The organism is Mammaliicoccus lentus (assembly GCF_947036595.1).
Classification (GTDB): domain Bacteria; phylum Bacillota; class Bacilli; order Staphylococcales; family Staphylococcaceae; genus Mammaliicoccus; species Mammaliicoccus lentus.
On record NZ_OX344834.1, the window covers coordinates 894,380 to 908,336 of the forward strand.

Below are 13,957 nucleotides of genomic sequence, written 5' to 3' on the forward strand. Positions count from 1 at the left end.
AATGTTGCAAGACGAGCACCACGTGCAACATAGAAGATCATAATGTTGCAAGACGAGCACCACGTGCAACATAGAAGGACGGAACGTTGCAAGACAAGTCCCACGTGCAACATTCCATCCACCATAATATTCTTCACAAAAAAACAGCGCTTCGTTTCCTAACCTTAACGAAGTGCTGTTTTGTACTTTTATTTCATAATTATTTTTTATGACTCTGTTTGTTACGATCGCTATTTCGATTAATAAATGCAGCAATTAGAAATAATATAGATGCAATGGTAAATTTAATACCTGAATCCCCGCTAATTTCCATAACAACGCCTATTATAAATGCGACTACAGCTAATCCAGCGAGTACTTTAGTAATGGTAGACATTTTATAAACTCCTTTTCTTAATGATTATATTATAACAATTTTTATTTTCTTATCAAAAGTATAATTTAAACAAAAATAAAATCATTAAATTGCATATACATCCTTTTCATTTTAATAAATCTCGTCTACTATAGAGGTATCATATTAACGAAAGAGGATGACTTTCTATGAACCCACTAGCTTTAGAATTGAATGAACAATTAAAAAATGAATCTCCAATCGTATTGGATATGCTTTCTGATTTAGGTAAATCAATGTACTTCCCTAAAGGTATATTATCTCAATCTGCCGATGCTAAAGGTACTAAATACAATGCAACAATTGGCATGGCTACTACTGACGAAGGTATTATGTATACAGATGCATTATATAGTCAATTTAGCGATAGAGAACCTAGCGATATATTCCCATATGCTCCACCTCAAGGTTATGAAAAACTTAGAGAATTATGGAAAAATAAAATTTTAAAAGATAATCCAGATTTAAGTGAAAATGCTATTTCAAAACCTGTTGTAACAAACGCGTTAACTCACGGTTTATCACTTGCTGGTGATTTATTTGTTAATCATGATGACACTATTTTATTACCTGAACATAATTGGGGTAACTATAAATTAACATTTGGCGTAAGACATAATGCTCAAATTGAAACTTATCAATCTTTTGAAGAAGATGGTAGTTATACTTTAGAATATTTTAAACGCGCTTTAGAAAATTACAATAAAGATAAAGTTGTATTAGTCTTAAACTTCCCTAATAACCCGACTGGCTACACGCCAACAGTAAATGAAGTGGAAGAAATGGTTTCAGCAATTAACCAATTAGCTGACAAAGGAACACAAGTAATTGCTTTAGTTGATGATGCTTATTATGGACTGTTCTTTGAAGATATTTATAAACAGTCAGTATTCACTGCATTATCTCGATTAAACCATGACAATATTATGCCTGTTAAAATTGATGGTGCAACGAAAGAATACTTCTCATGGGGATTCCGTGTTGGATTCTTAACTTTTGGTTCCCAAAATGAAACTGTAAAAGAAGTATTAGTTTCTAAATTAAAAGGTTTAATTAGAAGTAATTTATCAAGCTGTGCATTACCGAGTCAAACAGCAATTGTACATGCTATGGAAGACCCTTCATTCCAAGAACAAGTTGATCACAATATCAATATTTTAAAAGAAAGATATGAAGTAACGAAAGATGTAGCATATCGTGAAGAATATAAAGATTTATGGACGCCTTATGCATTTAATTCTGGTTACTTTATGGCAATCAAATTAGCAGATGTAGAAGCTGAAAAACTAAGATTGCATTTAATTAAAAATTATAGCATCGGTGTTATTGCATTGAATAAAACAGATGTACGTGTAGCATTTAGCTGTATTGAAAAAAATGACATTGAATATGTATTTGAATCAATAGCTAAAGCGATTCATGAATTGAAATAATATAAGTGTATATAGAGTGTGTATATCAATTGATATACACACTCTATTTTTTTGTTGTTTATAAATATCGTTATTACAAGAAATTGATGTAAATTATAGAAAAATATTTGACTAAACAATGTATAGTGTATATACTGTTTATACACAGTTAGTTGGAGGAGGTAGGACATGAAGATACTTTTGCAGAATAATAGTAATCAACCTATTTATGAACAAATAAAAGAACAAATAAAGGCGAATATTTTACAAGGTAAAGTTGAACCTGGTACACCATTACCTTCAATGCGAGAGCTAGCAAGTGATTTAGGAGTTAGTTTAATTACAACTAAGCGCGCCTACGTCGATTTAGAACAAGAACAGTTTGTAACTTCAATTCGAGGTAAAGGCACATTTGTAAAAGAACAAGATGCCTCGATAATGAAAGAAAAACAATTTATTGTGATTGAAGACTTGGCTAAAGAACTAACAAAACAAGCGAAATTAATAGGGATGGATTTGAAAGAAATAAATGAAATTATATCGTTAATTTATGAGGAAGGTGAGTAATATGACAAAAGCTATTGAAGTAAATAATCTAAACTATCATCTTAAAAATTTTAGCCTTAACGATATACAGTTTGATGTAAAAAAAGGTTATGTAACAGGTTTTATTGGCGCTAACGGTTCAGGTAAAACGACGATTATAAGAATTTTAATGGGTCTTTTAAAAGAACAAAGTGGAGATCTGAAAATATTAGGAGAATATTTGAGAGAGCATCCTGTAGAAATTAAAAATAAAATTGGCTTTGTTTATTCAGAATTATATATGTACGAAAAATGGAATATCAAAACAATTGAATCAGTAGTAAGTAAATATTATAAAAATTGGGATCATGATATTTTCTCGAAATATGTTGAACAATTTGGTTTAACTTACAAACAAAAAGTAAAACATTTCTCAACAGGTATGAAAATGAAATTATCTTTAGCAATCGCTTTGAGTCATCACGCTGAACTATATATATTAGATGAGCCAACTGCAGGTTTAGATCCAGTAGTTAGAAATGAAGTTCTTGAAATATTGCAAAAAGAATTAATTGATGAAGAAAAAACAGTATTTTTTTCTACACATATTATTTCAGATTTAGAAAAAATTGCTGATTATATTGTTTATTTAAAAGACGGATCAATTTTATTAAATGAAAGTGTGAATGACTTAACCGAGAAATATAAAATTGTTAAAGGCGACTCAAATATGCTGGATGATGAATTAAAATCGCTATTGATTAATATTAAAGAAACAAAAACTGGATTTTCAGGAATGACAGAAAATAGTCATGTATTTCTTGAGTTATTTGGAAAAGAGGTAGTGATTGAAACACCAACAATAGAAGAAGTGATGGTAAGAATTGAAAAAGACCAAAAAAATAAGGTTGTGGTTTAAATGAAAGCAATTTTTTACCGAAACTTTATGTATGAAAGAGGTTACTTGTTAGCATATTTTATCTGTTTTGTTTTAACTTTCTTTGCTCAATTCACATTTGGATTTGAAAACATTGAAATAATAAATTTTGTTCCGATATATTTTATTGCTACAGTTTCAATTCATTGTATTAATAATGCCATATTATTGAATAAGCAAAGTAGCCAAATTTTTTATAATAGTTTGCCTATTTCTAAAATAGATATCGTAAAAGCACATTACTTATATAACTTATTACTGACAATTATTTCTTTTGTATTGATTATCATAATAGCTTTATATAAGAATGACACGATATTTCTTCAAGCAGCTATATTTATTGTAGCAACAAATTTATTAACATTAAGTATAGTTTATCCAACGTATGCACATGTTAATATTAATCAACTAGGAGCTTGGATATTGGGAGCTATGTACGCTATATTTGCAATGTTGTATTTCGGAACATATTCAAATCGTTCATATGCATTTTCAGAAATACTAGGTTGGAAAATATTTTTATACTATACACCTTCAATGTTGTTAATAGTTGCCATTATTATATGGATAATTCAATTTAGTAGAGCTATTCATAGTGCTAAGAAAGATAAAATTACCATTTACGGAGGTGTAAAATGAAGCCGATATTATACCGTAATTTAATATTATTAAAACCTTACTTAATTTATATATTGGTAATGATTCTTGCATTACCAGTTACAATGATTTTACCATTTAATAATTACATCAAAATATTTCTATTAGGGATGCTCATGTTTCTTTTACATGTTGTCACTTTGGCGTTTCCTTATTATATATATTTAAGAATTAACAAGAATAAATCAGAAATGAACTTTTTAAGTTATCCTATAACACAAATAACGACGGTTAATATGCACTATTTAACTGCTATTATTTTAATCCTGATCAACTCGGTTACGATTGGTTTATATAATTTAGTGGCATTAATGTATGCGGCAAGTGATATGGATGTTGTTATAAATATGTCAGGGATACTAACGAATGTTGCTGCTAATTTATTTACGATTAGTTTAATATTACCGCTTTGTGATTTTAAAAGGTTTTTAAAAATACCATTAGTAATATGGATTATTTTGATTGGTTTTATATTACCAAGTATAGTACCGTACACAGATAAACTATTGAATAAATTATCTATTCAAACAAATGTTTTTACAAATTATGGAGATGAAATTTTTGTTTCTATATCAATCATATTATTTATCATTACTTACGTAATAGCAATTTCTAAAGCAAGAAAAGGCGAGATAACAATATAGAAGAGGTGACACATTTTGAAATTAACAAACATAAATAAATATTACGGCAAGCAGCAAGTTTTAAACGACATCGACTTTGAATTTGGAGATAGTCAAATAGTAGGTTTAATTGGTAAAAATGGTGTAGGTAAGACTACATTGATGAAAATTATGAACGAAAACATCGTTAAATATAGTGGGAAATTTGAACAAGAAAGTGACGTACGAGTAGGTTATTTAATTGAAAATCCTAAACTGTATTTGAATAAAACTGGTTATTATAATTTAAACTTTTTTAGAGAAGTTTTAGGTAAAGAGGTTGATGACGCATATGTTAATCAATTGATAGAGTCATTTGGAATCAAACCTTATATAAACAAAAAAGTTCAAAAATATTCAATGGGTATGAAACAAAAATTATCAATAGCAGTAGCTTTAATGAATAAACCACACTATTTAATATTAGATGAACCAACGAATGGCATGGATCCAGACGGTTCAATTGATGTGTTAAAAACAATTGAACGTGTAAGTAAAGAACTGAATATCAAAGTTCTTATTTCAAGTCATAAATTAGAAGATATTGAACTCATATGTGACAGAACTGTATTTATGAAAAATGGTCGTATTGTTGAAGATTATAATATGAAAGATGAATCAAAAAGAATTACGAAATTCTTAGTTGAAAGTAATCAATACAACGAAGCGCTTGATGTTCTAACGATGAATTTTAAAGTGATATCTAGTAATAAACATGAAGGGTTAATCGCGATTGAAGCATTGCAAGATTATCAAAATGTACTCAGATTACTCAGCGAAAAAGATATTTACCCTAAATATATCGAAAATAATAAAACTACATTAAGAGATCAGTACTTTAATATTAATAAAGGAGTTGAAGCATAATGAACATCTTACAACACGTTAAATATGATATAACGAGAATATTTAAAAGTCCATTAGGCTTATTCGGCTTATTTCTAGCAATTATTCCTAGCATTGCTGTTATCATTATTTCTTTAAATATGGATAATGTATTTACTTCTCCTGATGTATTAACTGGTTTCTTTGCTTTTGGTGGATTAGTATTATTAATGTTTACATTAAGAACAATTGTTAGAGACATGTCATATGGAACAATTCAGTTATTTTTAAATTCTAAGAAAAACAGAACGATGTACTTATATGGTAAATTAATTTCAGTAATAGGAATCATTATTTTGTTTACTATATTAGGCACTGTAGTTACGTTGCTATCTACATTTATGATGACAACAGGTGATTTAGAGTTTACAGATTTCTTTAAAATGTTTGGTGAACTACTCATTATCATTTTATTCTATGTAACTTTATTGAATATTATTAATTTATTAACTGGAAAAGCCGTGATGGTTTATACTACAGCTATCGTATGTATTATACTCTTACCAACTATATTCAATATACTTTCAATCGTTCCTCAAATAGGAGAAAAAATAGTTAAAGTGATGAAATATAATCCACTAGACTTTCTTCCAGATATTTTAAATAGTGGTTACTTAGGTATGGAAGGTTACCAAATTGGGATAACGGTTGTTTGTATTCTAGTATTTACAGTTATTAACCATTTCGTCATTATAAATAAGAATATATAATGGTTTATCCTTCATTTGTGTGTTAAATTTAATTTATTAGATAAATGAATGAGGGATATTCTTGGGTAAAAAATTTATTAAACACTATATTATTATAGGTATTATATGTATCGTTGCGAGCTTTTTCTTTAATGGTACACCAAGTTCGTTAATGATTGGTGCCGGTTTAGGTTTCTTTTTAACAGCGCTAATTGCGAAATTTGAAAAAGAAGATAAAGTTGATGAACATCCGGATAAAGCAAAACAAAATCAAGACAAAAAGTAAGAAGTCGGGATAAATTAGCCGGAGTCTGGGACATAAATAAATTGTCTCAGGCTTTTTCATTATATTGGCGGCAGTTAACTAGAAGGAAAATGAGGTGGTTTAATGTTAAGAAGTCTATTATTTAAAAAACTAGAACAAAAAGAACACGACATGATTAAGCACTATCGCTATTTACATCAATATCCTGAACCTTCGTTTTTCGAAGAAAAAACAGCTCAATATATAGAAATGTTTTATAAAGATAAGGAAGTTAAAATACATAATCGTATTGGCGGAAACTATGGTTTGATTGTAGAAATAAATGGCGGGAAACCTGGTAGAACAATTGCTTTAAGAGCAGATTTTGATGCTTTAAACATTGATGAAGAAACAGGATTGGCATTTTCATCTAAACATAAAGGATGGATGCATGCTTGTGGGCATGATGCTCATACAGCTTATTTAATGGTATTAGCAGAATCTTTAATAGAATTAAAGGATAGTTTACCTGGAAAGGTTGTTATTATTCATCAACACGCTGAGGAGTTAGCTCCAGGTGGTGCAATAGATATGTTGGAATCAGGTCTATTAGATACCGTAGATGAAATCTATGGTATTCATCTATTTCCAGATTTTACGCCTGAAGTTATTTCATATAGAAAAGGTCCTACAATGGGCGGTAGATCTCTATTTCATTTGAAGGTTAAAGGTAAAGGAGGACATGGTTCCAGTCCGCATTTAGCAAATGATGCCATAATGGCAGCTAGTACGTTTGTGACGAATATACAAACAGTAATATCGCGTAGATTAAATCCATTTGATATGGGTGTAGTCACGATAAGTTCATTTAACGGCACGGGATCACTTAATGTAATTCAAGAGAATGTTGAACTTGCGGGTGATGTTAGATATATGGAAAATCGTATTGGCCATCAAATTCATGATGAAATCTTGCAAATGATAGAAGGTCTTGAAGAAACTTTTAATGTTGAATGTCAATTCCAATATGACTTAGACTGCATACCTTTAATCAATCATTATAAACAGACAGATTATTTAGTTGATATTTTAGCTACTAGTCAAGGTGAATATTTTAAATTATTGAAAGAACATGAACAACTAACAAGCTCTGAAGATTTTGCTAGTTACTTAGAAAAAATACCAGGAACTTTCTTTTTTGTAGGATGTAAACCTTATGATGTAGAAGAAGCTTTCTTTAATCATAGTCCTAAATTCGTGGTTAATGAAGATGCAATGTTGACTGCAAGCAAGGCATTAGGTGAAATAGTATTAAACAGGCTGTACATAGAAGAATAAGAAAGATATTATCTTAAAGATACTTAAATAGATGTCACGAATAATAAAATAATATAAATTTTCAAGTAACCGTTTACAAAACTATAGTAAACGGTTACAATTATTTGTATAACTTGTATACAAGTATACGGAAGGTGAGGAAAGATAGATGAAACATCATTATCATTATCCGAGCGAATGGTTAAAATATCGTTCTACTGGTGAACAAGTAGCTAGTGAACTTCGATTGGGTATTATTAGTAAAGCCATTAATCAAGGCGATAAATTAAGTGAGAATAAAATAGCTCAACAATTTGAGGTCAGTCGTTCACCTGTAAGAGACGCGCTTAAACTTTTGCAACAAGATGGTTTAATATCGCTTGAAAGAATGGGCGCAATTGTAACGGGATTATCAAATGTTAATCAGAAAGAAATATACGACATTAGGCTCATGTTAGAGTCATTTGTTTTTGAAAGACTACAATTAGATGATAATTCAGTCGTTATTAAAGAATTAAATAAAATTCTAAAAATGATGACTGTTGCTGTGGAATTTGAAGATGCTGATGAGTTTACAAGGCTAGATCTACTGTTTCATGAATCTATGATTACTGCAATTAATCATCAATATATTGAAATGATATGGCGTAATTTAACACCAGTTATGGAATGTTTAATTTTAGTATCAATGAGACAGCGTATGGAAAATGAACCTGAAGATTTTAAAAGAGTTATTCATAATCATAAAGTATATATTGAAGCAATAGAAAACAAAGATCGAAATAAAATGAAAGAAGCATTTCATTTAAACTTTGACGACGTAGATGAACAAATCGAAGTTTTATGGAATTCACAAACCAATATAGATAGAAAGTAGGGTTATACAATGAAATACATGATAGGTGTAGATATAGGAACAACAAGTACAAAAGCTGTTATTTATAATAACGAAGGGAAGTTTTTGAAAAAACATAGCATTGAATATCCTATGACAACAGATGAAATAGGAGTAGCTGAAGAAAGCCCTGAAGAAATATTTGATGCAGTGCTTTTCACAGTCAAAAAAGTTATAAGAGAAATAGACGCAAAACCTGAAGATATTAAATTAATTAGCTTTAGTAGTGCGATGCATAGCTTAATTGCGATGGATAAAAATAATCAACCATTAACAGAATGTATAACATGGGCTGACAATAGAGCGAGTGATTATGCAGAAAAAATCAATAAAGAACATAACGGTTTAGAAATTTATAAAAGAACGGGTACACCTATACACCCGATGTCACCGTTATCTAAAATATTTTGGTTAAAACATGAAAAACCTGAAATATATAACAATACAAACAAATGGATAGATATTAAAACTTATGTCATTTATCAATTATTTGGTCAATACACAATGGATCATTCTATAGGTTCCGCTACAGGTATGATGAACTTAAAATCATTAGATTGGGATAAAGAAGTATTAGATTTATTAGAAATAGAAACTTCTCAATTACCTGAACTCGTTTCAACAACACATATTATGAAAAATATGTCTAAAAAATATGCTGATTTAATGGGGATTAATGTAGATATTCCTGTGGTTGTAGGCGCTTCTGATGGCGTTCTATCTAATCTAGGTGTAAACAGTTTTAGAAAAGGAGAAGTAGCAGTAACTATCGGTACAAGTGGGGCAATTAGAACGATAATTGATGAACCAAAAACTGACGAAAAAGGTAGAATCTTTTGTTATGTCTTAACAGAAGATCATTATTGTATTGGTGGTCCAGTTAATAATGGTGGTGTAGTACTCAAATGGCTAAGAGACGAGTTATTAGCAAGTGAAGTAGAAACAGCTAAACGCTTAGGTGTGGACTCTTACGATGTATTAACTAAAATAGCTAGCAGAGTTCAACCAGGGGCGAACGGTTTAATATTCCATCCTTATCTTGCAGGTGAACGTGCACCATTATGGAATGCTAACGCAAGAGGAAGTTACTTTGGTTTGACTTTAACGCACAAGAAAGAGCATATGATCAGAGCAGCTTTAGAAGGTGTATTACTTAATTTATACACAGTTTATTTAGCGTTAATTGAAGTAATGGATAAATCCCCTAATCAAATTAAAGCAACAGGTGGATTTGCAAAAAGTGAAGTTTGGCGTCAAATGATGGCAGATATTTTTGATACATCTGTTGAAGTTCCTGAAAGTTATGAAAGTTCTTGTCTAGGGGCATGTGTTTTAGGGTTAAAAGCATTAGGTGAAATAGATGATTTTGAAGTGTTGAATAATATGGTAGGCAAAACATACCAACACCAGCCAATAGAAGAAAATGTTGATATTTATCAATCTTTAATACCAATTTTCATTAATTTAAGTCGTAAGTTAACAGAAGAATATAACTCAATAGCAGAATTCCAAGAAATGCATTCATAAGGAGAGATTAATATGATTTCAGAAATTACACCACTACTAGTCGTTATTGTAGCAGTTGGTTTACTATTAGCATTAATTATGTGGTTAAAGCTTAACACATTCGTTTCATTAATAATTACAGCAATGATTACAGGTGTAATGCTTGGCATGCCATTAAATAAAATCATTTCAACGGTCGAATCTGGTATGGGGTCTACACTAGGCCACATCGCATTGATATTCGGATTAGGTGCAATGCTTGGTAAGTTATTAGCTGATGGAGGCGGTGCAACGAGAATTGCACATACGCTAATTGATAAATTTGGTCAAAAGCGCATCCAATGGGCAGTAGTGGTAGCATCATTTATAATCGGTATCGCTTTATTCTTTGAAGTAGGGCTCGTATTATTAATCCCAATTGTATTTACGATTGCAAAAGAATCTAAAGTTTCAACACTTTATTTAGGTATACCAATGACAGCAGCATTATCTGTTACACATGGCTTTTTACCTCCTCATCCAGGACCAGTCATGATTGCAAAAGAATTTGGTGCAGAAATAGGTGAAGTGCTTGTATTTGGTTTAATTGTTGCGATTCCAGTTACAATTATTGCCGGACCATTATTTACGATGTTTGCCAAAAAAGTAGTTCCAGAAGGATTCACTAAGTCTGGTGATTTAAATTCACTAGGTAAGCAAAAAACATTTAAAATTGAAGAAACGCCAGGATTTGGTATTTCAGCTTTAACAGCACTATTACCAGTATTTATTATGTTAATTTCAACAATTGTTGATTTACTTACTGGTTCACCTGAGAATCCTCAAGGTGTACTAGGGTTTATCAGTTTTATAGGTGAAGCGGCAACAGCTATGCTGATCTCAGTATTGTTTGCTATATTCACTATGGGACTAAAAAGAGGTAAAAAAATTACAGAAGTTATGGATACATTAACAAACGCTATATATCCAATTGGAATGATGTTATTAATTATTGGTGGTGGCGGTGCTTTTAAACAAGTATTGATTGATGGTGGCGTCGGAAAAACTGTTGAAGAATTATTTACTGGCACAGCAATGAGTCCAATTTTACTTGCATGGATAGTAGCTTCTGTTCTTAGAATCGCTTTAGGATCAGCTACAGTCGCAGCAATTTCTACAGTAGGTATCGTAGCGCCGTTATTAGAAGCTTCTGATGCGAATCTTGCTCTAGTCGTATTAGCAACTGGTGCAGGTAGTGTTATTGCTTCACACGTAAATGACGCAGGATTTTGGATGTTTAAAGAATATTTCGGATTAACAATGAAAGAGACATTTTTAACATGGACATTATTAGAAACCGTCATTTCTGTATCTGGTATTATATTTATACTATTTATAAGTTTATTCGTATAAAAAAGACTAAAATTGTATAAACTTAGTATTTTAATAAGAATTATTCAAGCCTGATTTATCAGTTACTTTAACAGTTAGGCATTCCTAACTGTTAAAGTACTAAACTTTTAGAACACTTAAGAAACAAAAAATTAGAGTTAAGAACGATTCAACAAATTCAGAAAAAGACTTGATATACTTTAGTCATAGATAACACAACACGAACCACAATACATTCAATTCCTTAAAAATATTTCGTATATGTTTTTTCATGATAGTGAATGACTTTGTGTAGAACGTGTTTAGATAGTTATCTGTAATTGTAACGTTGAAATGGATCATAAAATGATTCAACTTATTTTTATAAAGTTTCCCGGCTTTATAAAAATAAATGTTTCCTTAATTAATAACCCTTCCCCGAAAAGCGCTCGTTAATTCCCGGACGAGCGCTTTTCACTTGCGAAATTTCAAATGTTAACTTTACTGACATATATTTTTATTTGTTTTGTAGATAAAGTAAACTGTTTATATCGAACCATGGGGATGGAGAGATACATATAGGGGTAATTTACATAAAACGAGGCTGAGACAATTATTTGTCTCAGCCTCTATCGTGATATTGGCAGTAGTTGACTGGAATGAAAATATGCTTATATCAAGCTTTTCACTCCTAGTTACTCTTGCCGGGCGGTACTATGAAATCTTTTTTGAAAAATAAGATTTCTGTTCCAATCCGATTTATCTTAAGATGCTTACGATTGATTCGTATACATCATCCCAGAATTGTGTATTCATTTTATATTCATCATGGATTTTATGATGTACTTCTTTTTCTTTTTCAGGGAAAGAAGAATCTTCTTTAGATGGTAAGTCTTTTCTTGTTTCCTCAACGAATTTTTGAACTGTAATGGCTCTAGGACCCCATACATGTTCTTGTTCATGTTTTTCATTTAAAAATACAAAAATTGGTATAGATCTTGCAGTACCATTTGTTAAATATTGATCAATTAAATTTGTATCTTCATCTCTATGAAATACTTTAACTTCCATATTAGTGTAGTCTGCAATGTTCAATAGTACTGGGATATTCATCATAGCATCCCCACACCAATCTTCAGTGATGACGAGAACTTTATAATTTTTATCTTTTATTTTATCTAAACGTTCATCATTTTTAGGTAATTGAAAAGATTTATAAATTTCAATGAGTTCTTCTTTATTGGTAGTCATATCGTTTAAATATTCTTTAATAGGTTGTGATTGTTCATAATATGTAACTAGTTTTGTCATTTTAATTATCCCCCTTTTTATATACTAAATATTATAACAATTCTGAAATAAATCGCAAAGCAGAATAACTGAAGATTAATTACTCTACAGCATTTTCAAGAATTGAGAAAGTACCTTTATCTACATTTAGTTCAGCCAATGCACCGTATGGGATAATGCATTTCGGTTCATTATGACCAAAACTTGCATTGTAGAATACTGGCATATCTTCTTGATTCCATTCTTTTAACATTTTAGTCCAAACTTCTTTATATTCTTCATAATAAACATCATCTTGAGGACGACCAATAATTACGCCATTTATTCTTTCGAAAATTCCCATTGAACCAAATGCACGCACGTAATCTTCCATTAACCAAGGTGGAGCGTGGACTTCTGCTGTCTCAATGAACAATATAGCATCATCAAAAGCATCTTTATTTGGAAATACATCTGTTGCTTTTAAAGAATGGAATAATTCCATGCAACCTCCAATTAAACGTCCAGTTGCTTTTCCTTTTCCATTTAAAATTTCATACCCGTTATTATCGAAAGATTCTCTATTGATATCTTTGTTGCTTTCATCCCATTTTAAACCGTATTTTCTAATTTGGGGTGAAGTAGGTACATCACCAACTGGCTCGTTTTGGAACCAAGTTTGTTTAATTGAATGAACAGTATAATCATCCATTACAACATTTTCAGCGAAGTCAGTGAGTAGCAATGGACCGTAAAAACTGGAAACGCCAGCTTGATAAAACATAAAATGTAACGCAGTTGTATCAGAATAACCACTAAATATTTTAGGATTATTTTTTATTAACTCTAAATCTATATAAGGCCATAAACGAACAGAGTCATCTCCACCTAGAGAACAGATAATTGCTTTAACTTCAGGATCTCTGAGTGCTTGATGTAAATCTTCTGCTCTTTTTTCAGGGTGGTTGTATGTAAAGTCTGAACCTTTAAGCGCATTTGGCATTATCTTTACTTTCAGTCCGAATACATCTTTTAATCTTTCAATACCAACATTAGTTCTCCACATCATATCTTCTTCTCCAGCTAAACCAGAAGACAAAGAAACAATCGCTACTGTGTCACCTTTAGAAAGCTTATTTGGCTTGATAAGTTTACTCATATCAAAACCCCCTTATTTATTTGTTGTGCATAGTATATCACACTGATATAACTTGA

At 30.7% G+C, this 13,957-nt stretch carries 15 protein-coding genes; 12 read left to right on the top strand and 3 right to left on the bottom strand.

Annotated features, from left to right (window positions below):
* Nucleotides 1-199: 199 nt before the first annotated feature.
* A complete protein-coding gene (locus tag ACNMOQ_RS04335) occupies nt 200-376 on the bottom strand; it encodes a hypothetical protein (protein ID WP_167543685.1) in 177 nt (58 codons plus the stop codon).
* Nucleotides 377-543: 167 nt separating this feature from the next.
* Between ACNMOQ_RS04335 and ACNMOQ_RS04340 the strand changes: the two genes are divergently transcribed.
* The 12 genes from ACNMOQ_RS04340 (at nt 544) to ACNMOQ_RS04395 (ending at nt 11,515) form a co-directional block, all read left to right on the top strand.
* Nucleotides 544-1,827, top strand: a complete 1,284-nt coding sequence (locus ACNMOQ_RS04340; RefSeq protein ID WP_239704081.1) for an aminotransferase class I/II-fold pyridoxal phosphate-dependent enzyme — start codon at nt 544-546, stop codon at nt 1,825-1,827.
* A gap of 168 nt (nt 1,828-1,995) precedes the next feature.
* Entirely contained in the window at nt 1,996-2,373 is a 378-nt protein-coding gene (gene pmtR / locus ACNMOQ_RS04345) for a PSM export ABC transporter transcriptional regulator PmtR (protein WP_016999120.1), read from the top strand.
* A 1-nt stretch (nt 2,374) separates the two neighbouring features.
* Nucleotides 2,375-3,250: a phenol-soluble modulin export ABC transporter ATP-binding protein PmtA gene (gene pmtA, locus ACNMOQ_RS04350; protein ID WP_194200049.1), complete on the top strand. Its 876-nt coding sequence runs from the start codon at nt 2,375-2,377 to the stop codon at nt 3,248-3,250.
* Entirely contained in the window at nt 3,251-3,907 is a 657-nt protein-coding gene (locus ACNMOQ_RS04355) for an ABC-2 transporter permease (RefSeq protein WP_182094028.1), read from the top strand.
* Complete coding sequence (gene pmtB, locus ACNMOQ_RS04360; protein WP_182094027.1) at nt 3,904-4,569, top strand: phenol-soluble modulin export ABC transporter permease subunit PmtB; 666 nt, start codon at nt 3,904-3,906, stop codon at nt 4,567-4,569. Before ACNMOQ_RS04355 ends, pmtB begins: the two co-directional genes overlap by 4 nt.
* A 15-nt stretch (nt 4,570-4,584) precedes the next feature.
* Nucleotides 4,585-5,454, top strand: coding sequence for a phenol-soluble modulin export ABC transporter ATP-binding protein PmtC (pmtC, locus tag ACNMOQ_RS04365; RefSeq protein ID WP_218708376.1), 870 nt, complete (start codon nt 4,585-4,587; stop codon nt 5,452-5,454).
* On the top strand, nt 5,454-6,182 hold the full coding sequence (locus ACNMOQ_RS04370; protein ID WP_103269059.1) for an ABC transporter permease: 729 nt from the start codon (nt 5,454-5,456) through the stop codon (nt 6,180-6,182). Before pmtC ends, ACNMOQ_RS04370 begins: the two co-directional genes overlap by 1 nt.
* A gap of 61 nt (nt 6,183-6,243) precedes the next feature.
* Nucleotides 6,244-6,447, top strand: a complete 204-nt coding sequence (locus ACNMOQ_RS04375) for a hypothetical protein (RefSeq protein WP_016999108.1) — start codon at nt 6,244-6,246, stop codon at nt 6,445-6,447.
* A gap of 102 nt (nt 6,448-6,549) precedes the next feature.
* The gene (locus tag ACNMOQ_RS04380; RefSeq protein WP_135021545.1) at nt 6,550-7,743 is read left to right on the top strand and encodes an amidohydrolase; all 1,194 of its coding nucleotides are present in this window, start codon (nt 6,550-6,552) and stop codon (nt 7,741-7,743) included.
* 148 nt (nt 7,744-7,891) lie between these two features.
* Nucleotides 7,892-8,599 carry a GntR family transcriptional regulator gene (locus ACNMOQ_RS04385; RefSeq protein WP_016999105.1) on the top strand — a complete coding sequence of 236 codons (708 nt, stop codon included), beginning with the start codon at nt 7,892-7,894 and terminating at the stop codon, nt 8,597-8,599.
* A gap of 9 nt (nt 8,600-8,608) precedes the next feature.
* Nucleotides 8,609-10,144 (top strand): gluconokinase, encoded by a 1,536-nt coding sequence (gene gntK, locus ACNMOQ_RS04390; protein WP_070044727.1) that lies wholly within the window; start codon nt 8,609-8,611, stop codon nt 10,142-10,144.
* 12 nt (nt 10,145-10,156) lie between these two features.
* Nucleotides 10,157-11,515: a gluconate:H+ symporter gene (locus tag ACNMOQ_RS04395; protein WP_016999104.1), complete on the top strand. Its 1,359-nt coding sequence runs from the start codon at nt 10,157-10,159 to the stop codon at nt 11,513-11,515.
* Nucleotides 11,516-12,232: 717 nt separating this feature from the next.
* Here ACNMOQ_RS04395 and ACNMOQ_RS04400 read toward each other — a convergent pair.
* Both ACNMOQ_RS04400 and ACNMOQ_RS04405 read right to left on the bottom strand, forming a co-directional pair.
* Nucleotides 12,233-12,784, bottom strand: coding sequence for a thioredoxin family protein (locus ACNMOQ_RS04400; protein ID WP_325889711.1), 552 nt, complete (start codon nt 12,782-12,784; stop codon nt 12,233-12,235).
* 79 nt (nt 12,785-12,863) lie between these two features.
* A complete protein-coding gene (locus tag ACNMOQ_RS04405) occupies nt 12,864-13,901 on the bottom strand; it encodes a S66 family peptidase (RefSeq protein ID WP_218688140.1) in 1,038 nt (345 codons plus the stop codon).
* Nucleotides 13,902-13,957 lie beyond the last annotated feature (56 nt).